The 24,676-nt window shown below is 42.2% G+C and carries 21 protein-coding genes; 7 read left to right on the top strand and 14 right to left on the bottom strand.

Annotated features, from left to right (window positions below):
- Positions 1–47: 47 nt before the first annotated feature.
- Genes OQY15_RS14665 through OQY15_RS14655 form a run of 3 tightly spaced genes read right to left on the bottom strand, consistent with a single transcriptional unit; the run spans position 48 to position 2,599 of the window.
- Positions 48–782 carry a LytTR family transcriptional regulator DNA-binding domain-containing protein gene (locus tag OQY15_RS14665; RefSeq protein WP_265792545.1) on the bottom strand — a complete coding sequence of 245 codons (735 nt, stop codon included), beginning with the start codon at positions 780–782 and terminating at the stop codon, positions 48–50.
- Positions 760–1,821: a histidine kinase gene (locus OQY15_RS14660; protein WP_265792544.1), complete on the bottom strand. Its 1,062-nt coding sequence runs from the start codon at positions 1,819–1,821 to the stop codon at positions 760–762. Before OQY15_RS14660 ends, OQY15_RS14665 begins: the two co-directional genes overlap by 23 nt.
- Positions 1,822–1,831: 10 nt before the next feature.
- Entirely contained in the window at positions 1,832–2,599 is a 768-nt protein-coding gene (locus tag OQY15_RS14655; protein WP_265792543.1) for a hypothetical protein, read from the bottom strand.
- Between the two features lie 133 nt (positions 2,600–2,732).
- Here OQY15_RS14655 and OQY15_RS14650 point away from each other — a divergent pair, with 133 nt between their 5' ends.
- A complete protein-coding gene (locus tag OQY15_RS14650; protein ID WP_265792542.1) occupies positions 2,733–3,620 on the top strand; it encodes a ChaN family lipoprotein in 888 nt (295 codons plus the stop codon).
- 2 nt (positions 3,621–3,622) lie between these two features.
- On the opposite strand, the gene mscL is transcribed toward OQY15_RS14650, so the two are convergent.
- Positions 3,623–4,072 (bottom strand): large conductance mechanosensitive channel protein MscL, encoded by a 450-nt coding sequence (gene mscL, locus OQY15_RS14645; protein WP_265792541.1) that lies wholly within the window; start codon positions 4,070–4,072, stop codon positions 3,623–3,625.
- Positions 4,073–4,357: 285 nt separating this feature from the next.
- Here mscL and rpoN point away from each other — a divergent pair, with 285 nt between their 5' ends.
- Positions 4,358–5,830, top strand: a complete 1,473-nt coding sequence (rpoN, locus tag OQY15_RS14640; RefSeq protein ID WP_265792540.1) for an RNA polymerase factor sigma-54 — start codon at positions 4,358–4,360, stop codon at positions 5,828–5,830.
- Here rpoN and OQY15_RS14635 read toward each other — a convergent pair.
- The 5 genes from OQY15_RS14635 to OQY15_RS14615 form a co-directional block, all read right to left on the bottom strand.
- Positions 5,827–7,959 (bottom strand): FUSC family membrane protein, encoded by a 2,133-nt coding sequence (locus OQY15_RS14635; protein WP_265792539.1) that lies wholly within the window; start codon positions 7,957–7,959, stop codon positions 5,827–5,829. The genes rpoN and OQY15_RS14635 overlap by 4 nt on opposite strands.
- Positions 7,960–8,014: 55 nt before the next feature.
- Positions 8,015–8,455, bottom strand: coding sequence for a carboxymuconolactone decarboxylase family protein (locus OQY15_RS14630; RefSeq protein ID WP_265792538.1), 441 nt, complete (start codon positions 8,453–8,455; stop codon positions 8,015–8,017).
- A gap of 77 nt (positions 8,456–8,532) precedes the next feature.
- Positions 8,533–9,105 (bottom strand): Crp/Fnr family transcriptional regulator, encoded by a 573-nt coding sequence (locus OQY15_RS14625; RefSeq protein WP_265792537.1) that lies wholly within the window; start codon positions 9,103–9,105, stop codon positions 8,533–8,535.
- A 36-nt stretch (positions 9,106–9,141) separates the two neighbouring features.
- Complete coding sequence (locus OQY15_RS14620) at positions 9,142–12,033, bottom strand: AsmA-like C-terminal region-containing protein (RefSeq protein ID WP_265792536.1); 2,892 nt, start codon at positions 12,031–12,033, stop codon at positions 9,142–9,144.
- A 99-nt stretch (positions 12,034–12,132) separates the two neighbouring features.
- Positions 12,133–12,597: a response regulator gene (locus OQY15_RS14615; protein WP_265792663.1), complete on the bottom strand. Its 465-nt coding sequence runs from the start codon at positions 12,595–12,597 to the stop codon at positions 12,133–12,135.
- Between the two features lie 415 nt (positions 12,598–13,012).
- On the opposite strand from OQY15_RS14615, the gene OQY15_RS14610 reads away from it, so the two are divergent.
- The 3 genes from OQY15_RS14610 to OQY15_RS14600 are packed head-to-tail and all read left to right on the top strand — an operon-like array spanning position 13,013 to position 18,393.
- Positions 13,013–13,825 (top strand): hypothetical protein, encoded by an 813-nt coding sequence (locus OQY15_RS14610; RefSeq protein ID WP_265792535.1) that lies wholly within the window; start codon positions 13,013–13,015, stop codon positions 13,823–13,825.
- 59 nt (positions 13,826–13,884) lie between these two features.
- A complete protein-coding gene (locus tag OQY15_RS14605) occupies positions 13,885–16,197 on the top strand; it encodes an Rv1355c family protein (RefSeq protein WP_265792534.1) in 2,313 nt (770 codons plus the stop codon).
- Between the two features lie 21 nt (positions 16,198–16,218).
- Positions 16,219–18,393, top strand: a complete 2,175-nt coding sequence (locus tag OQY15_RS14600) for a 7TM diverse intracellular signaling domain-containing protein (RefSeq protein ID WP_265792533.1) — start codon at positions 16,219–16,221, stop codon at positions 18,391–18,393.
- A gap of 40 nt (positions 18,394–18,433) precedes the next feature.
- Here OQY15_RS14600 and OQY15_RS14595 read toward each other — a convergent pair whose 3' ends face one another.
- Positions 18,434–18,898: a response regulator gene (locus OQY15_RS14595; RefSeq protein ID WP_265792532.1), complete on the bottom strand. Its 465-nt coding sequence runs from the start codon at positions 18,896–18,898 to the stop codon at positions 18,434–18,436.
- Positions 18,899–19,305: 407 nt separating this feature from the next.
- Between OQY15_RS14595 and OQY15_RS14590 the strand changes: the two genes are divergently transcribed.
- Both OQY15_RS14590 and OQY15_RS14585 read left to right on the top strand, forming a co-directional pair.
- Complete coding sequence (locus tag OQY15_RS14590; protein WP_265792531.1) at positions 19,306–20,385, top strand: hybrid sensor histidine kinase/response regulator; 1,080 nt, start codon at positions 19,306–19,308, stop codon at positions 20,383–20,385.
- The gene (locus OQY15_RS14585; RefSeq protein WP_265792530.1) at positions 20,375–20,800 is read left to right on the top strand and encodes a response regulator; all 426 of its coding nucleotides are present in this window, start codon (positions 20,375–20,377) and stop codon (positions 20,798–20,800) included. The genes OQY15_RS14590 and OQY15_RS14585 overlap by 11 nt, the downstream gene beginning before the upstream one ends.
- Here OQY15_RS14585 and OQY15_RS14580 read toward each other — a convergent pair.
- The 4 genes from OQY15_RS14580 to OQY15_RS14565 form a co-directional block, all read right to left on the bottom strand.
- Positions 20,790–21,815: a class I fructose-bisphosphate aldolase gene (locus tag OQY15_RS14580; RefSeq protein ID WP_265792529.1), complete on the bottom strand. Its 1,026-nt coding sequence runs from the start codon at positions 21,813–21,815 to the stop codon at positions 20,790–20,792. The genes OQY15_RS14585 and OQY15_RS14580 overlap by 11 nt on opposite strands.
- Positions 21,816–21,930: 115 nt before the next feature.
- Positions 21,931–22,410 carry a redoxin domain-containing protein gene (locus OQY15_RS14575; protein ID WP_265792528.1) on the bottom strand — a complete coding sequence of 160 codons (480 nt, stop codon included), beginning with the start codon at positions 22,408–22,410 and terminating at the stop codon, positions 21,931–21,933.
- 112 nt (positions 22,411–22,522) lie between these two features.
- Positions 22,523–23,206 (bottom strand): hypothetical protein, encoded by a 684-nt coding sequence (locus OQY15_RS14570; RefSeq protein WP_265792527.1) that lies wholly within the window; start codon positions 23,204–23,206, stop codon positions 22,523–22,525.
- Positions 23,207–23,317: 111 nt separating this feature from the next.
- Positions 23,318–24,670, bottom strand: coding sequence for a RagB/SusD family nutrient uptake outer membrane protein (locus OQY15_RS14565; RefSeq protein ID WP_265792526.1), 1,353 nt, complete (start codon positions 24,668–24,670; stop codon positions 23,318–23,320).
- Positions 24,671–24,676: the final 6 nt, after the last annotated feature.

The following is a 24,676-nucleotide window of genomic DNA, read 5'->3' as shown; positions in this document are numbered from 1 at the left end:
TCTTTATTTGTGCCCGCAGGATTATATCTGCACAGGCAATACTCCAGCTATATTCCGAGTGCTGCTTTGAGTTTCACATATCCTGTTTTACTTACAGGAAGCCAAATATCTGACTTTAAAAGAACTATATAGCTATCTTTTTCTTTCAATTCTATTTTACTCACCTGCCCCAGGTTAATCAGGTATGAGCGGTGAATCCGGATAAACTGTTCACTATCCAGGGTTTTTTCAAAGAAACTCATAGTTTTATTTTTGAAAAAAGCACCTTCAGTGGTACTCAGTTTCACATGGTCATCGTCTGCTTCAAAATAGTGAATATCCTCTACAGGAATAATTTTGATCACCCCATTCGTTTTAACCACTACCCTATGCTGCTGTGCCGGACTCATCCCGGCGCTTTCCAACAGTTCTTCTGTAGGTTCTGCCTGCTTTAAGCGTGCCGGAAGCTTATGCATCGCCTGATCAAAGCGCTCCTGTTCTATAGGCTTCAGCAGGTAATCTGCAGCATTGACTTCAAAAGCTTTAATGGCAAATTCATCAAATGCCGTGGTAAAGATGACTGCCGGCGGGTCGTCTACCAGTTCCAGCATCTCAAAACCATTGATTTTGGGCATCTGTATATCCAGAAAAATAAAATCAGGCCGGTGCTGGGTAATGGCTTTTAAACCCTCAAAACCATCACTGCATTCAGCCAGAATCTCTACATCAGGAAAATTCTTCAGATAATGTTTAACCACATCTCTTGCTAAAGGTTCATCATCAATAAGTATTGTTCTGATCATATTTCTGTGGTATTTTAAGCGTCGTTAAATAGATATTTTCATCCAGGGTTGCCGTCTGCAGCAAACTGCTGTCCGCAAAGAGCAAATATAATCTTCTTCTGATAGCAGTCAAACCAAATCCGGTACCTCCGGTAGCTTTCATTTCCGGATCAAAAGGATTTTTCACACTTATCTGCAGCAAGTTATGCTCTACCTTCACATGTACCGAGATCAAAATAGATGCAGAGGTATTGTAAAGGCCAAATTTGATCGCATTTTCTACAATAGGCTGAAGTAATGTACCGGGCAGACTGAGGCCCAGTGTATCTTCATCAATGCTGATATCCAGGTTTAGCCGGTGGCTGAAACGAACCTTCTCAATATCCAGGTACAGCTGGATGTACTCCATCTCTTCTTCTACAGTCACCCATACTTCGTCGTCTCTTTTCAGTGTTCCCCGTAAAAAAGAAGCCAGCTTGGTAATCATGGTACCCGCTTCCTTTGGGTTCACAATCGTCAGTGCATATACAGAATTGAGGCTGTTAAATAAAAAGTGGGGCTGCAGCTGATGCCTTAGTTTGTTCAGTTCGGCCTCCTTGGCCAGGTTCTGTGCAGTGTGCAGGCGTTCCTGGGTTTCGGACTGTTCTTCCAGTTTATACCATAAAACGTTCGCAAAGGCGCACCAGGCCAGAAATACAAACAATACGATTGTCCTGAAGGGCATAGAAACATCCAGGAAGCTCACATAGGTCTGGTACCGGCCGAAGATCATACTGAGCACATAGGTGCTGATGAATGAAGTGGCGACCGACAGCGCAATGGCGAGTACGATTACAAAGAGTACAATCTCCTGTTTTGGCTGGTAAAACCTGAGTGTAGTACCCACCACCAGACAGGATAAGGCAAGGAGAATATTGGTGATCAGACTGTCCGCTACCGAAGCGTACCAGTTAAAATTCAGTGTATAATAGAAAAGCAGGACAAACGCTACAATCCATGCAATGAAGAGCATCAATCCTGCTTTCTGTACACTTTTGCTTAATAAGGGGTTATTGGCCACAGTCTTCGATTTAATAGTTTCTGATATCCACTCCGCCCATTATCGCTACACCAGTGATTCTGATGATTTTTTGTGACTCTCCCGCAGCCGGAATAAGGGATCTTTTGTCATCTACACTACCAAATATAGGAGTCAGTTCCGTTTTCACGACCCATGTCGGAGGTATCACAATCTTTACTCCCCCGAATATTGCCACCACATCGATCGTTACGGTACCCTCAAAATCTGCCTGCGTAAAGATCAGGTCACAGCCGCCGAATACGCTGACTACGTCACCTCCCTTAAAGTTCTTGGAAATGATCTGATGTTTGCTTCCCCCAAATATATTGACAGAGTCTATAAAATCATTCTCCGGGCTGCCCGTACCTGCTCCTGCTTCCTGCCCGCTAACTATGGGATAAGTCGGGACTTTTTTTTTCCAGTTGAGTCTGTTGAGTCCCTCCGGCTTCAGGATCATGTATAATCCGAGAAGGATGAAGGCACCCGCGAAGTAATACTCAGACATGTCCAGTCCTGATATATCCTCTAAAGTGAAGATAGCGCCAATGACTACCATTACCATCCAGCCGCCACCCGTAAAATTACGGCGATAGCCGATGAGCAGACCGATGGCCATCAGGATCGTATGCCAGCTGAATACCCAGTGAGGAACTCCTATACCGAAGTTTCTTAAGAAAAATATCAGACCAATTACCAGCAAAAGTATTCCACCGCCAAGTCTGTTTGAGTGATTGTTTGAATTGATGTCCGTTTTCATAACCTTAATCTTAATTTTCATCTAAACTAGGGTATAATGCGAGCTTTCTAAATACTGCGCAGCCATACCACAGCAAAAAGCCGGTGAACAGCATTTTTCTGCCGGTAAAATATTTCATTAACTTCGCCATGTATACTCTTAATCCAAAACCGACATGAAAAAGCTCCTTCAGTTTGCCGTTTTAATGCTGCCAGTTCTGCTCTCCTATTTTACATCGCCTGCACAGCAAGTCAATCAGGATAGCAGTTCTTATCAAATCATGGAGACCAAAAGCGGCAGAACGATCAGCACAGAGGAGCTGCTGGGCAACCTGAAGAAAGTTGATGTCCTGGTATTTGGCGAAGAACACAATGATTCCATCGGGCATTTGCTGGAAGCAAAGATTCTGGAGGGAATGATCCGCATGTATCCCCGGACAGCACTGTCCATGGAAATGTTCGGCACAGATGTACAGCCGGTTATCAATGAATATCTTTTATCCCTGATCTCCGAGAAGAATTTTATCAAAGAAGCAAAGGCATGGAATAACTATAAGGATTACAAGCCGCTAGTTGAAATCGCAAAAGCTGCCCATACGGATGTGATTGCAGCAAATGCGGCAACCCGTTACAGCAATGCAGTAACAATCGCCGGATTAGCGCAGCTCAAGGAATTTCCTGAGGCATCCAGAGCTTTCCTGCCACCTCTGCCGGTAGATACCGCAACCGGCAGGTATCATGAAAAGTTTATGGAAACACTTGGAGGACACAGTATGGGCGCCATGAAAATTTATCAGACCCAGAACCTATGGGATGCTGCCATGGCCTGGTCTGTTGCCAAATATGCAAAGGCCAATCCGGGCAGAAAGATCCTGCAGATGAACGGCAGGTTTCACAGCGATGAAAAATTAGGCCTGGTAGCACAACTAAAAAAGTATGCTCCCAGGCTTTCTGTAGTAAATATATCCTGCTTTTCTGCCGGCAGTGCTGATGCAAAAGACACCGCAAAGTATGCAGCCATTGCAGATTATGTGATTATAACCGATTCAGGAAAAGTAAATTAACTTTATACTGTTCTGGTTTTCAACAGGTCTCTGATTTCAGTTAGTAAGGTTTCTTCTTTCGATGGTGCAGGCGGAGCTTTAGGGGCTTCCTCTTCCTTGCGTTTCATCGAATTAATGGCTTTTACCATCAAAAATATGATGAAGGCTAAAATGATAAAGTTGATCACTTCAGTAGCAAAATTACCCCATGCAAATACAGGACCGGCCTTTTTCACATCTTCAAGTGAAGCGTTCGGGTTTGCAGCCACAAATTCACTTACTTTGTCGTTCAGTGGAATGTAGTAGTTGGTAAAGCCCTTATCACCAATCAACAGACTTATTGGAGGCATAATCAGGTCGTTCACCATAGAGGTAACAATCTTTCCAAAAGCACCTCCAATAATTACACCGACAGCAAGGTCTATCACATTACCCTTGACGGCAAACTCCTTAAATTCTTTAACGAAACTCATAATAAATTTATTTTATGTACAATATCACTTATGGTATAAACTTACATAAAGATAATGTGTTTCCGCACCTGTATTCTTAAAAGCTATAAAACAGATTTGATACTTTTGAGGAAAGCAAACTTCCCTTTATGACCTCCCGTATCATAAAAAATATAAAGTTTATCATAAATATGGGTATTATATCGAAAAAATAGCGCCAAATACAATAATAGACTTGACTGTATAGTTTATATCTAAACCAAATGCTTATTTTTGAAACGGGTCAAAATACCATTTCTACAAAACATGCTTAAACAACATTTACAACAAAAATTACTTCAAAAATTATCTCCGCAGCAAATTCAATTTATCAAATTGCTGCAGGTTCCTACTGTTTCACTTGATACCCGTATAAAAGAAGAATTAGAAGAAAACCCAGCGCTCGAAGACCCAAGTTTAATGATCGCTGAAGAACCTAAAGGAGAATATGACGACCTGAATGATACTCCCGACGATTTTGACGGTGGTTCTAAAGAAGAAAATGTTGATGAGTTTAACGTAGATGATTATCTGCAGGATGATGCAGGTAATGATTATAGTACATCATACAATAACAGTGATGATGATGATGAGAAAAAGGAGACGCCAATAGCGATAGAAAGTACGTTTTTTGAAAGTCTGCAGGAACAGCTTGACCTTGTTCCCCTGTCCGACCGCGACTTTATTATCGGTAAGCAGATTATCGGTAGTCTTGATGACGATGGTTATCTCAGAAGGCCCATCACTTCCATGATTGACGACCTGGCCTTTTCACAAAACGCCATGGTTGAAGAGGAAGATGTACTGGAAATGCTGAAAGTAATCCAGAGTTTTGACCCTCCCGGAATTGCTGCCCGCGATCTGCAGGAATGTCTGACCCTGCAGCTGCGTAGAAAAGACCCGCTCAATCCGATTATTCAGAAGGCCATCCTGATCGTGGAGAACTATCTTGATGAGTTTACCCGTAAACACTACGATAAGCTGGAGAAATCACTGGGACTGAACAGCGAAGATTTAAAGGAAATCATTGCCGAGATCCTTCGCCTGAATCCGAAACCGGGTGATTCTAACCAGGTAACTACAAAACAATTACAGGTAATTCCTGATTTCCATATTTCCAATAACGATTCGGTACTGATCCTTACACTCAATTCAAAAAACGCTCCTGAGCTGAGGGTGAGCCGTTCTTACATTGATATGTTTGAGCATTATGACAAGGCTGCCCAGAAGGATAAAAAGTTAAAGGAGGCCGTGCAGTTTGTGAAGCAGAAACTGGATTCTGCCAAATGGTTTATCGATGCCATTAAACAACGTCAGCAGACTTTGTTAAAAACGATGAATGCCATCATGCAGTATCAGTATGAATATCTGCTGACAGGTGATGAGCGTAAAATGCGCCCGATGATCCTGAAAGATATTGCAGATAAGATCGATATGGATATTTCAACAGTTTCCAGGGTAGCCAACTCCAAATATGTGCAGACAGAATTTGGAACGTTCCTGCTGAAATCATTCTTCTCCGAAGCCATACAAACTGAAAGCGGCGAAGAAGTGTCCAATAAAGAGGTGAAAAAAATTCTTGAGGATTGCATTGGCAATGAAGATAAACGCAAGCCTCTGGCTGATGAAAAACTGACAGAAATCTTAAAGGATCAGGGATATAACATTGCCAGAAGAACGGTAGCTAAATACAGGGAACAGATGAATATTCCTGTAGCGAGATTAAGGAAAGAGCTTTAGGCAGATCCGCTGTTTAATTCCTGCCAGCACAACCGGAAATCGCCGGAAAGTGAATCCAGATGGGCGAGCTTTTCCTGGAAATTCTCGATACCTGTTTTGAATTCGCCAGCGCTAGGTATATCAGATACGGGAACAGGATCCATCGCAGTATCCCTGTTCAGGAGTTTTCCTATGATCTCCCCTATCTTTTCCTGATCAGGTGTATCCAGGCTGAATTGATCGCTGGATAAATAAATGGAGGTAATTACCGCATTTATTTTGTACAGGATCTGGCGCATGGATTTCATTGCGCTGATATTAATTCTCTTTGCCAGCGGCTCCACAGATGCATTATCCAAAGCCTGCGAAAATCTATAAATCGCCACATTCGCCAGTTTCCTGGACAACCGTTCATGGGTGATATCCCGCGCAGCATGGCTGTGCTTTTCAACCGCAGCCTTAAGATATTCACAGCTGTCGGTTACTGCCCATCCAATCATCTCATGTAAACGTGTGGCATCCCATATCGGAAAAAGAAAGATCGTTGCCAGTGATACAAAACAGCCTGCAAGTGTATAGATAAAGCGCGAAAGCATGATATGGTTGATCTGCCCGGTATATACCACCAGTACCATGGTCACGGTGAGGGTAACAAAAAATGCACTTACCCCATAATTTAACCTGGTCGTACCATAAAACCCAAGCAATGAAATAGCCACCAGCGCCAGAATCACAACATTGGAACTGATCAGAAAACATAGCAGCACCGCCACCAGCAAACCACTTAGACTCCCCTCCAGCCGCTGGATATTCCGCTTTTTTGTCTGTGCAAAACCTGGCCTTGAAACAACCGCGATCGTTAAAAATGTCCAGTATCCATAGTCAGATTTTCCAATAGCCATGAGGAACAAAAATGTAATGGCAAAGGAAATGGCCAGCCGCAGCGAAAACCTGAATACCGGCGAACTGAATGACAGTGCAGAACGGGTGACGGGAGCGCTACGGTCTACAAACTGATCATAGGCGATGGTTCCCAAGTTATCTTCTACACTCAGTTTCTGTGAGGGCACATTTGCCGTAATTTGCTCCAGTACCTCTGCAATCTGATCAAGATTCTTCGTCAGCCCCTCAACAATGTGTAATTGAGCTGCATTAAGATTTCCCGATTCTGCATCCAGCTGAGACCTTTTCGCCGTAAACATGGCATGATTAAAATCATGAATTAAATAGGAACTGCTGACTTTACTGCGTTTATAGATCAGATCCATTTCCGTTCCGAGCAGGTTGATCAGATCATGCACTGTCTTCAGCGCTGCAGTATCAGCCATGGTATTTCTGATATAGGTATAATCGAAACTGAGCGCATTGAGCCGCTCATGCAGATCGATCAGCAGTAGAGCACGCCCTAATAACACCTGTCCATTTTCATTTTTGATATTCATGGTCAGGTTATCCGTCAGCAGGAGACTTCTTAAATACTCATGTTGCTGGTTGATGGCTACATGCAGTTTGATTGCAGTAGTCTGTTGCTGATCAAAAGGAATATCCAGGTTATAATATTTTGCCTTTTCCCTCAAATAAAGTGTACTGGTCTTGAGGCATAAAAGGATGGCATGGTTCAATGATCGGTACGGACTGATCTGGGACTGAATGACGCTGAGCAGGAAATACCAGATACCACCAATGGCAACATAGGCCGTAAACAGGTAGGGATTTGCTGGCTTTATGCCGAAAACTACTGTTGCCAACACAATAGCTACGCTACCAATCACAGACATCTTATCACCGAAAACACTGAGCATCGACAGGAAAAAGGCAGCGGCAACAAGTGTGATTGCTGCTAATGCAGGCAACTTAACAGTACAGGCGACGATAAAAGCGGTGACCGTAAACACTACAATACTGCTCAGCGCAGTCCTGATTTTATGGGTCCTGTTATCAGGCAAATCAGTAAGACAAATCAATAAAACTGTTGCAGCGATCCCAATTGCGGCCTCCTTATTGCCCGCAGCAAAAAATACAACCAATGGAACAATGACAGAGATCGTGTTTCTCAGGGCATCAGAAAAATGTTCACCACGCAGGAAATCAAGAAAGGAAGATTTCTCCTGTGAAAATCTTAAGGGGATCTGTGTGAAGCGCTTTTTCAAGCTCAAAGATAACAAAAATGTAGCTATGAAATGAGAAAGCGCTCAGTCAACTCTATTACTGGGGAGCTAATTCCGTAGCAATAGCCAGCCTGTTCCAGCCGTTGATGGTGATCACAGCAGTCATCAGTTGCGCCAGCTGGGTATCATCATAAAATGATTTTAGCTTTTGATAAGTTTCATTTGACAGACCACCATTGGCAATCAATGTCATCTCCTCTGTCAGTGCCAGTACAGCTCTTTCCTCATCTGTATAGATCCCATGAGCTTCTCTCCAGGCATTCAGCAGGTAAATTCTCTGTTCTGTCTCACCATTTTTTCTTGCATCTACGGTATGCATGTTGATACAGAAGGCACAACCGTTGATCTGGGATGCCCTGATTTTGATCAGTTCCTTCAAAGTTTTACTGATGCTGGTAGTACCCAGGTAATTTTCCAATCCAAGCAGCGCTTTATAAGCTGCAGGTTCAATGTTCGCAATGTTTATTCTCTTTTCCATTTCTTTAATGATTAATTGATGAATCAAAGATCCGGAGAAGGCGGTTCAAAAAACTTAAGCTGGTTTAAGAAATGCGGCTACGGTTGCTTTTTCCTCAATTCACTCAGATATTCTGGTGTAAGACCTAAATAAGAGGCCAGCATATACTGCGGAATGCGCTGAACAAATTGCGGGAACATGCTGATGAAATGCCGGTAGTTTTCTTCTTTGGTATGCACATGAAAAAACTTCACCCGCATCTGAGCCGCCGCATAGGCACGTTGCATCATCAGGCGAAAGTAACGTTCAAGTTGCGGAATTTTCTCCAGCAGTTTTTCCTGTTTATGGTGTTCTATGGCAATGATGGTAGAGTTTTCTACCGCCTGGATATAGAAATGAGAGCTACCCTGTGTGGTCAGACTCATATAGTCGGCAATCCACCAGTTCTCAAGGGCAAACTGGGTAACCTGTTCAATACCCTTCTCGTTTATAAAATACATCCTGATCAGCCCCTGCTCCACAAAGTAATTTGCCTTGCAGACCTGACCTTCTTTGAGCAGAAAATCTTTCTTTTTAACGTTTAGAGTTTTGATACCGGACAACAGCAGCTCTTCCTCTTCAGCATTTAAAGAAATCAATTTTTTGATGTGGGCAAGGAAATTTGGATACATAAGGTCAGGGTCGCTGACCAAATGTATCCAAATTTGTTAATTCTTTTTCAGGTTTTTCTCCAGGCGTTCCTCGGCTTTTTCAGCTTTCTTTTCCTGTTCCCTTTTCTCTTTACGCTGCTCCCTGCCGGATTTCTTTACATCACGTTTCTCGGCACGGACGATATTATTGTTTTTCCTGTTGTATAAGGCATCCACAATACCCTGACCTGTTCTGCTGAATACCTTAATCTCAGGTTTTTCCTGCGTACCGGTAACTACAACAGGCACACCAATCCAGCCTGCAGGCGGCAGACCAACTTTCACCAATACATCCAGCAGTCCGTTCAAACTTACCGTTCCGCTGATTGCTGGTCTGAGTACAGACACCTTGAAAGCAAATTCATCAATATGGATCAGGTTATTCTTGATATGCGTTTCAATATTTACACCTTTCATATCCGGGTCATTAAAAGCGTCAGCGCCAACTTTGTCGCCAATGACAGAAAGCATCTTGTAATTTTTTACCGCTACATCGCGAAGGTTGACCACACCACCACCTTCAAGAGACGGATAGATAGGACTCATATTTTCATCAAAGTCGCCCTTCAGCTTGTAATCCAATGACACAATCCCGCTAACGTCTTTTGCAGAAGTAGCCAGCTTACGCATCATGTCAATTTCTTTGTATGCCCTTTGCACATTAAAGTCCTGCACTTTAAAGCCGACATCAAAGTTGGCCGTCAGCGGCGATTCGTCCTGATAACGGGCATCAATGTTCATCCGGCTTCCCGCGATATCAAATGATGTATTTTTCAGATAAATCTGCCCCCCTTTTACTGCAGCCATTCCTTTAAGCTGTCCGATGTTCAATCCCTGAAATTCCACCTTTTTTGCATTGGCCGCAAGGGAAACATCCAGATTTTTCGGAACGATGACTACCCCACTGCTCTTAGGATTTTCGGCTTTGGCATACTCAATCTCTATAGATTTGTCGTCATTATCCCCACTCTTCAGCGCCATAAACTCATCCACCAGGATATAGTTCGAGTTCAATACAAAATTTCCATGAAGCGTTCCCTTACGTTCCAGAAAATAATTGATCGTATTCAGGAGATGTCCGTTCAGAGAGAAATCCGACTTTCCATAGGTGGCATAGAATTTCCTGAACCACATTTTCTCGTTCTCAAACTCGAAGTTCCCCTCTTTCAAGTAAAAAGGCTTCGGCATGTATGATGTATTGGCTTTAATGTTTTTGATGACCAGTGTACCTTTGTTATCAAGCTTGCTGTACTGACCCGTCGTAGCGTAACTCTGACGGCCATTCAGCGACAGGTCGGCTGTAATCAGACCACTAATGTCCAAACCTTTTCTCGCAAACACCTGATATATTCTTCCAATATTCAATACCCCTTTTGCACGGACCTTATAGAGTAAGTCCTCAAAGTTCTGCAGGTCAGCATTCACAAAGACCGGATTTCCTTCAAAATCAAATTTAAAGGGATCAAGTTTTACCCCGAGGCTGCTAAAGGTGCCATCCGTATTCTTGATGTTTGCGGTCATGTTGATATTCTGGATCGGGTTTGGATAAGATGCAGTTTTTACCCATCCGTTTTTCAGATCTATGTATCCATTGGTTTTCGGGAATAGCTTTTTATCCATGCTGAAGATTCCGTTTGCCTTCACATCGGCATTCATCAGACCTTTAAGTTCCAGATCTTTTAAACCCAGCGCTTCATCAAGCGTCTGCAGGTTGAGTGCTCCCTTTGCATCAGCATTGATCATCATCTCACTCAATCCTTTGGTTTTCACCACTGCCCTGAAATTATTTTTGTCGCCAAGGTCGAAGCTGAACTTCTTCAGGTCCAGTGTCAGTTGTTCAGGGTCTAAAGCCGGAGCATCAATATTCAGGTCGACATTGAGATTATTCATCGGCACCGGAGCTTTTGCACTGGAGATCGTACCATCGTTAACGAATAGCCGTGCTGTAAATCTCGGTTTAAGTTTCCTGGGTTCACTGAACTGACCTTTGAGACTAAAATACAAATCACTGTTACCCTCAATTTTGGTGTCTTTGGCCCAGTCCAGGAACTGCGGTGGCAGTACAGAAATCATATCCCGGATCGTCGTTTTTTCAGAGGCAGCTTTAATATCCAGGTTATAGCCATCTTTGAGGATAGTGACGAAACCCGTAAATTTGAGCGGAAGATCATTGATCTTTAACTCGTTTTTCCTCAGTACAAAAGTCAGTGCATCCGTATTGATCCTGGTAATCAGATCGGCACGCAGATATTTTTGTCGCGCATAATAAATCCTGTCCATGCTAAAGTCCAGCTGATCAATAGCCAGATCAGTCTTCAGATCAAAAATATCTTCACTCAATCCCCCGCGGCCGGTGTAGTTAAGTCCTTTTGCATCCACTAAGATTTTTGCAGGGTGGTCATTGTATTTGATACGCCAGTTCCGGAATTTTATCAGATCCAGCTTCACAGATGTGCCTTTTCCTGTAGTATCCTTCGGACTTTCAGAAGGGCTGGAGATATAAACGTTATAGTTGGCCTGTCCTTTACTGTTGATGTAAACATTGGCAAAAGCATCCGTAACATAGATCTCGTCAATCTTTACCTCTCCATCAAAGATCAGGTTTTTCAGATTGATACCAACCGCCACTTCCTTTGCAGCAAGCAGCGTATCCTGCTGAAAGGGTTTTGAGCCCTGCAGCAACAGGTCATCTACAGACACCGTCAGAGATGGAAAATGCCTGAAAAAGGTAAGATGAGTTTTCTTGTAATCCAGCTTGCCTGCCAGACGTTTATTGGCAAATATTTTTACCTGCTCAGAAATAGTTCCCGGAAACAGGATTGGAATAATAAACATCAGGAACAGAATAGATACGATGAAGATGCCGAGCCATTTCAAGGTCTTCAGCACCAGTTTTTTTGCGTTTTCCATATGATGAGCCCTGTTAAAGCAGGCATTACAGTCAACACAGTTAAACCGGAATGGTTTGATATGGAGCTAAAATCTATGTTCTAACCGCATTTCAACGCGCTAAAGCAGGTTCTGACGGAGCAAAAACTGGAGCTGTTTATTGACAATCAGGAGTGATTCTATCAGCTCCTTATTCTCCTTGCGCAAGGAATAAATTTCAAAAGCCTTCTCTATATTGATGCGGAGGTTATCATCATTCCATGGTTTTTGGATGTATTTATAGACCTCCCCCTTATTGATCGCATCAATGACAGCAGTGATATCTTCATAGCCGGTCAGCAAAAACCTGATCGGTTCCGGATAATCCGGAATCACAGATTCTAAAAACTCAATCCCTGTCATACCAGGCATCCGCTGGTCGCAAATGATAATCTGAATCAGCTCGCTCTCGAGGATCTTTCTTCCTTCTACTGCAGACTCAGCAGTAAAAATGTTAAATTTTCTTCTGAAGCTCGCCTTAAATGCGCTAAGATTATGCACCTCATCATCTACATACAGAACATTAATTGGATTATCGGCACTCATCAGATTGGGATCGTTTTTTTTTAAAGATATTGCTTTTATCAATTTATAAGAATTTATTTTTCGATAAAACCTGCCGGAGTATAGGTATAAATTATTTTAATAAAAATTCAGGGATAGCGCTTCAGTGTAAATTATCCCTTACGATGTATCGAATGTGTAATTAAAGCATTAATTTGAACATTTATTTATCAAAACATAATATCAAACTTAACTAGACAGTAGATTTTATGCTATATTTAGAATTTAGGACAGCTACCTATGTCTAAACTATAATCAACTGATAATCACAGTGAAAATTTGCTTTTAACCCCGTAATACCACTAACTTTAATTCTTACATCATTCAATGAGCGCGATTAGACAAAGCAGGAGAACCCGAAAATTAATAATGTTATCATTTATTCAAAGCCTGTAAGATGGAGCAAGGTTTAAATAAAGAAAATCCAGAGGTTAGGCTTAGAGCATTCAGAGCAATTGATGATCCGGAAACATGCGATCTGTTTGTTGAAGGACATACACATGTTTTAACCAGTATTGGGGTGACAAAGGTAACTTCTTCAAAGAATGGATGGACCACCAATCCGGCAGCATTTGTAATTGTTGTTGAATCCCTGGACGGGAAGAGAGTCTACGGTGGTGCCCGCGTCCATGTTGCCGGGGGATCTGAACCTCTGCCTATTGAATCGGCCACGGGAACGCTGGATAGTGGCATCTTTGATCTGGTTTGGCGCTGCGCCCAGCAAGGTACTGGTGAACTGTGCGGACTATGGAACTCCCGCGAGGTTGCCGGTTATGGCATAGGATCTATCTTCCTGATCCGTGCTGCTGTCGCCATTGCCCACCAGATCGGTCTGCAGTCCCTTTTCGCACTTTGTGCCCCCTATACCATCAAACCTGTAAGGTGTGTAGGTATGGAACTGGAAAACAGCATTGGAAATGAGGGTACTTTTTATTATCCGAAGCTCGATCTCGTCGCTACCACGATGCTGCTGAAAGATGTGCCCGTACTGGCACTTGCACATGAAGAAGATAAAACAGCCATCTTCAAAATCAGGGAACAGTCCAATATTGTCCGCATGGAAGAACTCCGGGGCAAGGAAATAAAAATCCATTACGAAACCCAAATCCCAAATCTCGACAAATGGCATCTGGAAGAGGTCATAGCCAACGCTAACGTCAACTTCATCAAACACAAAACAACAATTGATCAGGATATAAATTTCTTGTAGTTGCATGGCTGAAATAGCCGCATTTATCAATCCTCATCTTTAAAAATATTCAACATACAATGACAGATATTTCAAATCTTCTGGAACTCACCTCAGTCAAACAAACAGAATACAAACCTGTGCTGCTCAGAATCAATAACCCGGCAGACCGTGCCACATTTGACAATCTGATTACTGAGGGAAAAATAACTTTTATGCATGATGAACTTTATGTTCAGCTGCAGGAGCTCGTAAAGAGCATGTACCCCTCCATCAAAATAAAAAACGAAGAATATCCGGACCTCATCAGTAAACACCTTGACGGGAAAGACATTTTCAGTTACGGCGTATGGGCATATTACCCCTGGTCACAGCGCCTCGTGCATATACTGGATGAAGAAGAATTTGTTGAAGTACGCACCAACAGAAACAGATACAAAATCACCAAACAGGAACAAGACCTGCTCAAATCAAAAAAAATAGGCATCGTAGGTTTATCGGTTGGCCAGTCGATCGCACTGACTCTGGCTATCGAGCGTACATGCGGAGAACTCAGATTAGCCGATTTTGATACTGCCGAACTGAGCAACCTGAACAGGATCCGCACAGGCACATTTAACCTGGGTATCAACAAAGCTGTGATTTCTGCACGTGAAATTGCAGAAATCGATCCCTATATCAAAGTTATCATTTTCACTGATGGCCTGCATGCCGGAAATATGGAAGAGTTTTTTACCGGAACCGGAAAGTTGGATCTGTTCGTGGAAGTGTGTGATGGATTGAATGTGAAAATTGAAAGCCGTTTCAAAGCCCGCGAGCATGGTATTCCTGTAGTAATGGATACCAACGACCGCGGTATGCTTGATGTGGAACGCTTTGATACCGAACCGGAAAGAGCAATCCTGCATGGTTTGGCAGAAGGCCTCAATCCAGATAATATCAAGGATCTTACGAATGAGCAGAAAATCCCTTATATCCTGAAGATGATCGGTGCAGAAACCATCTCGACACGGTTAAAGGCATCCATGCTCGAAGTTGAGCAATCCATCAATACCTGGCCCCAGCTGGCTTCGTCGGTTACCCTTGGCGGCGCACTTACAACAGATGTATCAAGACGCATCTTACTTGATCAGTTCCATGACTCCGGCAGGTATTATATCGACCTGGATGAACTGGTAAAAGATGAAGAAAAGGCCCTTCCGGAAAAAAACCATGAGGAGAATCCATATCAGCCACTGGAGCCACAGGCTATGGAAAAAGTCATTGATCAGTATTTTCAGTCGACACCCGCTGCAGAACATCTGATCTCCGACGGGGAGCTTGACCAGCTCATTGATGCTGCTGTTGCTGCCCCATCGGCGGGGAACAATCAACCCTGGAAATGGGTGTTCAGCAAGGGTGTATTATTCCTGTTTCATGACAAATACAGGTCATGGTCATGGGGAGATTACTACGAAATGGGCTCACATATGGGTCTTGGTGGAGCTATTGAGAATGTACACCTGCAGGCTGCAGCGCTTAATTTACAGGATGAAGTTGCACTCTTCCCTTTGGGAGAGGAAAGTGGTCTCGCAGCTACTATCCGTTTCACATCCGCCACTGAAGCTGCCGGCGCTGAAGCAATAGTTTTAGCAGAACATCTGTTCAGCAGACATACCAACCGGAAAATTGGTGTACGTCAGGATATTGATAAAGAATTTTATCAAAAGATAGAAAACCTGGTTGCACAAGAAGAAGATATTCATCTGTACTATACAGAAAATGAGGCAGACCTGGAGGTATTGTCAGAGATTATTGCTGAGTGTGATAAGGTAAGGCTGTTAAATGAAATGGGCCATGAAGAATTCTATCATGAACTCAGATGGAGCAGAGAAGAAGCCGAACTTACCAGAGATGGAGTTGAAGTAGCATCAGTAGATATCACACAGAGTGAGATTGCCGGATTTAAAGTGGCGGGCGACTGGAAAGCGGTGGAGCTTTTATCCAGATGGGACAAGGGAAATGCCTTTAAAAAACTATCCACCAAAGCCGTTAAAAGCGCTTCAGCACTACTCACTTTCGCTATCGATGATTTTAACCATACGCAGCTGATCAATGCAGGCAGGGTGGTACAGAGAGTATGGATTCTGGCAAACCAGCAGGGTGTATCTATACATCCGATGTTATCGCCAGCTTTCTTTTTCAACCGCCTCATTCATGGTCAGGGACAAGCTATACCTGAAAAGGTTGCAGGAAACCTTCATCAGCTAAGGGAACAGTTTCTGGAAATTTTCCCGCTTGATCAGGGAAATCAGGACAGAAAAGAAGTGTTCATCATGAAGGTAGCTATTGCTGATACCGTAGGAAAACCTTCTCTACGAAAAGACAAGACTGAACTATTTTATAAATTTTAATCTCAAGCATTTACGACACCAATGTTATTCAAAAAACACGCGTATAAAGTAAAAACTTCTTTAATCATACTGCTTTTGTTATGCTGCAACCTCCTGTCTTCTGCCCAAACTGCAGTCGACTTCAAAGGTAAATTCGGCGTCATTGGTAATCAGATTGAGATTTTAACAGACAGCTCTTCGAAGCTGACGCTAAAAGATGCCATGGCATCTACGGCATTTAAAAAATCGGACAGCGAGTTTCCAAACCTGGGCATAACTCCGTATTCATACTGGATTAAGTTCAGCATCAGGAACAGTTACAGTCATGAAAACCTGGGTCTGCAGTTGTTACAGCCAATGATTGATAAGATTAACTATTATCAGGTAGATAATGGACGGATAGTGCGCTCAAACAGCAGTGGACAAACATTGCCATTTGACAGCCGGCTCATCAAACACCAGTCGTACATTTACCCTGTGGTACTTACAAAGAACCAGACCGATACGTTCTATCTTCATGTCAGGAGTGGCAAACAGCTGGTATTGCCGATCTATCTTGGTAGTATCGAGCAGGTCATAGAAAACACCCTGACAAAGGATATTACTTTTGGTATTTACACGGGTATTATACTGGTTATGCTATTGTATAATCTGTTTATTTTCATCAGTACCAAGGATAAAAACTACTTCTATTATGTAGTTTACCTGGCAATTGTACTCATCTCTCAAGCCTGCATGGAAGGCTTTGTCTTTAGATTTATATTGCCCGGAGAACCGCAGATCGCCAATATGTTTATCTATATCGCCACCGCATTAATTGGCGTGGCCGCGATAGAGTTTTCCAAAAGTTTTTTGTCGGCCAAACAGCTCACACCTAAACTTTATAAAGTTTCTTATCTGTTCTGGTTTCTATATACCCTTCAGATCGTGCTTGCCTTTACGGGTAATTTTAATGCAAGTTACGGACTGATGCTCTCAGTGGCGATGATCAGCGCCTTATATGTACTGTACATGGCCGTTGTGATTGTGATGAAAGGCTTCAGGGCAGCTAAATTTTTCCTCATCGCCTGGTCCTTCTTTATCCTCTGTGTAGTTACCTATGTGCTCAAAGATTTTAACATTCTACCCTATAATAACCTGACAGGTTCGGCGCTTTTAATTGGGTCCGGAGTAGAAGCCATCTTACTATCATTTGCACTGGCAGATAAAATAAACATCTTCAAGGCAGAGAAAGAAAGGTCACAGGAAGAGACATTGCGGGCTTTGCAGGAAAATGAAAGAATCATCCGTGAGCAAAACGTATTACTCGAATTAAAAGTAAGTGAACGTACGCTGGAACTGAGCGAGTCAAATCATGAATTGGGCATCACCCTCGAAGATCTGAAGCAGGCGCAGTCACAATTGGTAGAATCAGAAAAAATGGCCTCTCTGGGTCAGTTAACTGCTGGTATAGCCCATGAGATCAACAACCCGATTAACTTCGTTACGGCCAATATAAAACCGCTTAAACGCGATGTCGACATGATGTTTGATGCTTTTGCTTTTATCGAGGAAATCAGCTTGTCTGACTCTTCTATTCAGGAAAAACAACAGAAAATCAATGAGTACAAAGAGGAACTCGATTTCGATTACCTGATCATAGAAATCAATGACCTGCTGAAGGGAATTAAAGAGGGTGCCAGCAGAACGGCAGAAATTGTAAAAGGACTGAAGATCTTTTCGCGCTTGGATGAAGATGATCTCAAAGTGGCTGACATCAATGAAGGTCTGGATTCAACCCTGGTTATTGCCAATAACCTGCTCAATAACAGCATCAAAGTAACCAGGAACTTTGCTGATATACCGCACATAGAATGTTATGCGGGCAAATTAAACCAGGTATTTCTGAACATCATTTCAAATGGTGCTTATGCCGTGCACAAGCAATTTGGAGATACACCGGGCGGCGAGATCATCATTACCACCACAGCGGATGAAGAGTATGTTTACATCAACATCAGGGACAATGGCACGGGGATGGACGATAAGACGCAGAAAAAGATCTTTGAACCTTTCTTTACCACAAAGGATGTTGGAGAAGGTACAGGTCTGGGCATGTCTATAGCCTACAATACGATTAAGAAACACAATGGGCATATACACTTAAAAAGTGCTGCCGGAGAAGGAACGGAATTTATTTTGCAATTGCCGGTTATTCACAAGGTAATTGCACTTTAATCGATTGGAGATCAGCAGAAATCAGAAAGGGGTTTCTGCGCTAAGAAAGAAGTCGTTGTCTTAACATAAACTCAAGCTGGTCATTAGAGCCAGCGAGTTTTTCATTCATATCAGTGAGTTCGGCCTTTTCAAGATACTTGTCGTAGGCCCGCTTGATCGTCATATCCAGTTCTTCCTCATTCCATGGCTTGGCCAGGTAATGGAAAATCTTGCCTTTATTCACGGCGTCTACCACAGCGTTCATATCTGCATAACCGGTTAACAGGATCCGCATCGGGTCAGGGAATTTCTCCAGAACCTTCTCCAGAAAATCTACACCTGTCATTTCCGGCATACGCTGATCCGTAATGATCACATGAACCTTCTTCGCTTCTAAAATCTTCAGCGCCTCTTCGCCACTGATGGCAATCAAAACCTGATACTTGATCCGGAAAGTAGCTTTGAATGAAAATAAGTTATTTTCTTCATCGTCTACATAAAGAATTGTTATTTTATCTGCTGACATATGCGTGTAATTTACAATAAATCATTTTCAAGCCCTGCCGGGGTAAGTACAACTAATCAAAAGAGCTACCGAAATAAAATAGGCCATATTTGTGGCAACTCATAATAATTTAAAAATAATAGTAAAATTAATCAATTTTGTAGTGTAATCGCATGATAACAGGTTTTTATTTTAATGCCTCTGTCATATTTTAAAAGTGCCCCATAATGACGCTAATAAATAAACCTATACTTCAAATACTATTACAAAAGGAGAAATATAAAATTCACCCTGCGGATATTTTAAATAAAAGACCTAATATTCGAACTAATTTTGTAGTGAAAACATAAAAGCCATTTTTATGTTGTTATAAAAGTAAATGACGGTAAGGAATTTATTGTTACCTTGCCTGTAAACACACTGATAATATGACTCGCTCACCTGTTAAAGTTTTATATATTGATGATGAAGAAAATAATCTTCTCGCATTTAAAGCAAGTTTTAGGAGACAATATGAAATTTACACTGCGAATTCCGCGGCAGAAGGATTAAAGGTGTTGCAGAATTTACCGGTTGAAGTCATCATTGCGGACCAGAAGATGCCTCACATGACCGGTGTAGAGTTTTTTAAGAGCATTACAGATTCTTATCCTGATCCGATCAGAATCCTGTTGACAGGTTATACGGATATCTCCGCCCTGGCAGATGCGATCAATCACGGCGATATTTACAGGTACATCACTAAACCATGGAACGACCTGGAGCTGCATAATTCTATCAAAAATGCACATGAGGCGTACCGCTCTAAGATAGACCTCAGAAATAAAGTGGATGAACTGGAGAAAACCAACGATGAGCTGAACAGGTTTATCTACAGTATCTCTCACGAATTGCGGGCCCCACTGGTATCTGTCATTGGCATTGTCAACCTGGTAAAAATGGAAGGTCTTTACAATTCCAGCGGCGAGTACTGGGAACTGATTGAATCCTGCTCCAATAAACTGGATTACTATATCCAAAAAACTCTTCAGTATTACAAAAACAATAAAACTACCTCAGACAAATCGGAAATCGATTTTAAAAAGCTGGTAGACGAACTCATAGATCTTTATTCGTACACCGACAGGGACACCCAGTTCAAACTGAATATCAACCAGCCTCATCCATTTATGGGGGATTCATTCAGGCTGGAGGTGATTCTGGGGAACCTGATCTCCAACGCCATTAAATATCAGAAAGATACAGAAGAACAGAAACTCGTGGAAATATCGATTGATGTGACTCCATTTTCTGCAGAGATCTCTATCACGGATAATGGCCTTGGTATTCTCAATGAACATCTGGAAAAGATATTTACACAGTTTTTCAAAACTAAAAATAACAAAGGAAGCGGACTGGGATTATTTATTGTGAAGGAAGCATTAAATAAGATGAATGGAAAAATTTCGGTGAATTCTTCCTTGAATCAAGGTACAACTTTCAAAATTACTGTTCCGAATGCTAATTAACGTAGAAAGACCATTACGGGTAATGTTGATTGATGACAACATCATTGATCTGAAGATCAATTCAAAGATTATCCTGATCTCTAAATTATTTGATGAAATTATCCAGTGCCAGTCTGGTGAAGAAGCGCTGAGCTATTTCACCATGCACTCCGGTAAGCTCAACAAACTGCCGAATCTGATCCTGCTGGATATCCAGATGCCGGAGATGGACGGATTTGAGTTTCTTGATAATTATAAGCTCCTGCCTGAGGAATGGAAGGCCAATTGTCTGGTGGCGATGCTTTCATCAACACTGGACTTTGGGGATATCCGCAAGGCAGAAGCTAATCCATATGTACTTAAGTTGTTAAAGAAACCGCTGATTCCTGCTGAACTGGCGACGATCTTTAACGCGAATTTTAACCTTACCGACTAAACTCATTTGGTATCAGTTGCCCGCTCCTCGCAAATTTATTTGCTTTCCCCAATTCCAGGAATGCCGCCTGGGCAGCCTTTACATTTTCATCTTTACCTCCCCAAATCTCCAGTGCCGGCTGATGCAGCGCTCTTGAAAAGGAATAGGTAACAGGCCATGGCAGCTCTGACTGGTAAATATGATTGATGGCATTTAAGTGCCCCGAGGCAAGTTCAGGTTCCTGTCCCCCGGAAAGGAATGCAATGCCTGCAACAGTGGCTGGTACCGCATTGAGCAGACAATTTACCGTATAAGCTGCAACTTGTTCTGAATCTACTTTTTCTGTTGAATCCTCACCGGGTAATACCATATTAGGTTTGAGAATCAATCCCCTCAGTTCTACTTTCAGCAGGTTAAGCTGGTAGAATAATTCACGTAAGGTTCTTTCTGTAACTTCCGCACAACGTGCGATAGAATGATCGCCATCCATAATCACTTCGGGCTCTACAATCGGAACAATTCCGGCATGCTGACAAGCCGCAGCATAACGTGCCAGGGCATGGGCATTGCTGATGATACAGGCTTCAGAAGGTAAATCTCCGTCAATAGAGATCACCGCTCTCCATTTGGCAAAGCGCAAACCTTTTTGTCTGTAGCTGATGAGGCGTTCTGTGAGATCATCCAGTCCTTTGGTAATCTTCTCTCCGGGAAATCCGGGAAGGTCCTCAGTGCCTTCATCCAGCTTGATACCAGGAATTACTCCGGCCTGCTGCAGGATATCGAGAAAGCTCCTTCCTGACGAGCTTTGCTGGTCTATGGTTTCATCAAAAAGGATGGCTCCATTGAGGTAATCTCCGATTCCGGGAGCAGTAATGAGTACTTCACGATAAGCTCTTCTGAAGGCTTCTGTTTGCGGTATTCCGGCAGCTTCAAAACGTTTGTTGAGTGTTGCTACACTTTCATCTAATGCGACTAAACCTTTGTGGTCTGCCACCATTGCACGAGCAGTCCTGATAAGTTGATCTCTGTGTTCCATGTCAATTGAATATTATACCTGAAGAACAGGCTGACATCCCCAATTGTTCAGGAGCAGAAAGATCTATACACAGCGATGACGAACAGAAAATTTATTCCGGAAAGTTCTCAGGGAATTACGATTTCAGCAATTGAAAGACTTTGTTTACATCTTTCTCATCGCTCGATGTAAACTTCAGTTTCTTATCAGGTCCGTAAAAGAACATGGCAGGATATTGCTTGGGGTGGAATGACATGATAAAGACATGGTCACGGTCCTGCAAAATCTTTACGTTTTTTTGAACAGCGAGCTGTTTTGCAAAAGTATTGGTAAAATAATCGATAGAACGGTATTCATCCTGCGATACCAGGTAGATGTTTACGTTCGAAAGTTCTTTGTAACGTTTATTGAATTGTGATACTACTTTCTGGCAATGACCACAGGTAGCATCAAAGAAAAACACAAATGATTTTTTACCTGTCGGGATATTGTAGGTAGAGAAAGGTGAGTTATCCCTGTTATAAAAAACAGCGGTAGGAACGGTTGTACCCAGATCCTGTGCAACTGCACCAAAAGAAAGAAAAACTATTGTTAAGCAGGTTAGTAAAAGTTTCATATGTGTGTATGTTCAAAAATTTCTTCAAATATCGCTTTCAGGATTCAGTGTTATGTCAGTTAAATTACAGTTTTGTGTAAAATACAGATGGTATCCTGAAAGCGATAGAAGGTTATAGTGTGTTGTAATACGTGATCAGCGTTACAACATCTGCATCGTTTTTAAGATTGAGCTTTTCTGCTTTGATATAAGTTTCCAATTCAGATTGTTTGTTACCCAGGGCAGCAAGTATTGCTTTTTTGTCTTTTTTTACTGCAGTGCCTTTGCCGTCTTTATAGATGTAATACCTGGTAATCTCCTCAAAAGATTTTGTTGCAGTTGCGGAGTTGTACTCTTTGTTTGTCAGGATGTTTTTGGAGGTTCTTTTTAAAAATTGAGTTTTTCCATCTGCGAGTACTTCGAAGTAATAAGTATTTGTTGTAGAAGGGATGTTCGCGTAGCCAGTTCTGTAATGACGAGTCACCGTAGTTCCTGAAAGCGGAACATTAATGGAGAAGTCGCGCACCTGATCCAATAGTGCAATTGATTCATCATTATCTCCCATTACATACATTTTATCTTTCACAAGATCATACTTGATGTCCATGTCTTTGTATGTTTTACCATTGGCCAGCGTGAACGTGCCTTTAGACCAGTTAGGATTCACATAGGGCGAGCCCTGGATATCAACATATTCATTTTTTGCTGTAACCTGGCCTTTTGCATCATAGACCATAAAATAAGCTGCCTGGGCAAATACTGAGGCACTTGAGACTGTTAAAAAGCCTGATAGTAAAAAGGTGAGACGTTTTTTCATAGCGTAATTCGTATTTTTGGAAATTAACAAAAAATATATTGCAATCAAAAAGAGTTTAAACAAATAAGGCTCCCTGAATTCAGGGAGCCTTATCATTCAATTTATTTAAAATTAGTACCCAGGGTTCTGTGTTACAGTTCCAGCAGAGTTAATAATTTCAGATTGTGGAATTGGGAACAGGTTACGGAAAGTTTGCGTAATACCTGTTTCATTGTAACGACGCAAATCAAAGAAACGTTGTCCTTCATGAGCAAGCTCTAATCTGCGTTCTTTTCTGATCGCAGTAAGAAGCGTTGCCTGAGTTGCAGCTACTGACGGAGTCAAGCCTGCACGTGAACGGATTACGTTCAAATCAGCTAATGCTCCTGTCAGGTTGTTTAACATCGCTCTTGACTCAGCACGCGTTAAATAAACTTCCGATAAACGCATCATGATCACGTTATCAATACCAGGGTTTACCTGAGAATATTTCAATTGTTTTGAAGCAGGGCTTGTACTGAAGTTAACATTTCTTCTCAAATCACCTGCTTCGAATGCATCGCGGAGGTTAGTTGAAGAAGAAACCTCGTTTCTGCCACCAACTGATGTTGGGTAGTAATAAAACGCAAGGTTGTTTGCATCAGTAGCATTGTACTGAAGTTCCCAAATGGATTCAGTTGAGTTTTTACCAGTATACATGGCAGCGTATGAGGCACCAGGAACCAATGTATAAGTAGGAGTTGAACCAGTAATGATCGTAGTAGTCAAAGCTTCAGCATCAGCCCATTGTTGTCTGTACAACTGAACTCTTGCTTTCATCGCGATTGCAACATTCTTGTTTACCCTTCCAGCAGAAATAGTGTTAGGTAATTTAGTAATTGCATCATCCAGATCTTTTAAGATTTGAGTATAAACATCAGCTTCAGAAGATCTTGGAACTCTCTCATTTGCAGTGGCAGTAGTTAATGTCGGGTTCAATCTCAAAGGAACACCCAGACCACCTGGCTGGTTATAGCCTGTCGGGCTACCACCAAACATTCTGATCAAATCAAAATACGCAACCGCTCTGATGGTTTCACATTCACCGATAGCACGGTCTTTAAGAAAAGCCGGGTCGTTAATGTTTGGTGCTGCTGCGATGATATTATTAGCCCTGTTAATGGTTCCATTGATATGGTTCCAAATGCTGTTAATATCAGTACTTTCAACCGCTATGGTTTTATTGGCAACCTGAGACCAGGTAGGAAATGTACCTGTCCATGTTAAGTTATCAGCATATAGATCAGGGAAAACCAGATAATTTAGCGTCATGTAGCCTGTTTGCTGAAAGCCATCATACACACCAATGATACCTGCTTCCACTCCCTGCCTTGTAGTATAGGCTGTAGAAGCGTCCAAAGCCGTTTGAGGCTGCTGATCAAGTGTTTTTTTGCAGGATGTACCAATTAGTAATGCCGGCAAGATTATATATAGTAATTTTTTCATGTATTT

Origin of the sequence: Pedobacter sp. MC2016-15 (assembly GCF_026239695.1) — a bacterium.
Lineage (GTDB): Bacteria > Bacteroidota > Bacteroidia > Sphingobacteriales > Sphingobacteriaceae > Pedobacter.
This window is presented reverse-complemented; position numbering and strand designations above follow the sequence as displayed.

What these genes read in the sequence shown, in the direction of transcription:
- OQY15_RS14665 (WP_265792545.1), bottom strand. Translation starts at nt 782, where the DNA reads ATGATCAGAACAATACTTATTGATGATGAACCTTTAGCAAGAGATGTG.
- OQY15_RS14655 (WP_265792543.1), bottom strand. Translation starts at nt 2,599, where the DNA reads ATGAAAATTAAGATTAAGGTTATGAAAACGGACATCAATTCAAACAAT.
- OQY15_RS14650 (WP_265792542.1), top strand. Translation starts at nt 2,733, where the DNA reads ATGAAAAAGCTCCTTCAGTTTGCCGTTTTAATGCTGCCAGTTCTGCTC.
- mscL (WP_265792541.1), bottom strand. Translation starts at nt 4,072, where the DNA reads ATGAGTTTCGTTAAAGAATTTAAGGAGTTTGCCGTCAAGGGTAATGTG.
- rpoN (WP_265792540.1), top strand. Translation starts at nt 4,358, where the DNA reads ATGCTTAAACAACATTTACAACAAAAATTACTTCAAAAATTATCTCCG.
- OQY15_RS14630 (WP_265792538.1), bottom strand. Translation starts at nt 8,455, where the DNA reads ATGGAAAAGAGAATAAACATTGCGAACATTGAACCTGCAGCTTATAAA.
- OQY15_RS14625 (WP_265792537.1), bottom strand. Translation starts at nt 9,105, where the DNA reads ATGTATCCAAATTTCCTTGCCCACATCAAAAAATTGATTTCTTTAAAT.
- OQY15_RS14620 (WP_265792536.1), bottom strand. Translation starts at nt 12,033, where the DNA reads ATGGAAAACGCAAAAAAACTGGTGCTGAAGACCTTGAAATGGCTCGGC.
- OQY15_RS14615 (WP_265792663.1), bottom strand. Translation starts at nt 12,597, where the DNA reads ATGAGTGCCGATAATCCAATTAATGTTCTGTATGTAGATGATGAGGTG.
- OQY15_RS14610 (WP_265792535.1), top strand. Translation starts at nt 13,013, where the DNA reads ATGGAGCAAGGTTTAAATAAAGAAAATCCAGAGGTTAGGCTTAGAGCA.
- OQY15_RS14605 (WP_265792534.1), top strand. Translation starts at nt 13,885, where the DNA reads ATGACAGATATTTCAAATCTTCTGGAACTCACCTCAGTCAAACAAACA.
- OQY15_RS14600 (WP_265792533.1), top strand. Translation starts at nt 16,219, where the DNA reads ATGTTATTCAAAAAACACGCGTATAAAGTAAAAACTTCTTTAATCATA.
- OQY15_RS14595 (WP_265792532.1), bottom strand. Translation starts at nt 18,898, where the DNA reads ATGTCAGCAGATAAAATAACAATTCTTTATGTAGACGATGAAGAAAAT.
- OQY15_RS14590 (WP_265792531.1), top strand. Translation starts at nt 19,306, where the DNA reads ATGACTCGCTCACCTGTTAAAGTTTTATATATTGATGATGAAGAAAAT.
- OQY15_RS14585 (WP_265792530.1), top strand. Translation starts at nt 20,375, where the DNA reads ATGCTAATTAACGTAGAAAGACCATTACGGGTAATGTTGATTGATGAC.
- OQY15_RS14580 (WP_265792529.1), bottom strand. Translation starts at nt 21,815, where the DNA reads ATGGAACACAGAGATCAACTTATCAGGACTGCTCGTGCAATGGTGGCA.
- OQY15_RS14575 (WP_265792528.1), bottom strand. Translation starts at nt 22,410, where the DNA reads ATGAAACTTTTACTAACCTGCTTAACAATAGTTTTTCTTTCTTTTGGT.
- OQY15_RS14570 (WP_265792527.1), bottom strand. Translation starts at nt 23,206, where the DNA reads ATGAAAAAACGTCTCACCTTTTTACTATCAGGCTTTTTAACAGTCTCA.
- OQY15_RS14565 (WP_265792526.1), bottom strand. Translation starts at nt 24,670, where the DNA reads ATGAAAAAATTACTATATATAATCTTGCCGGCATTACTAATTGGTACA.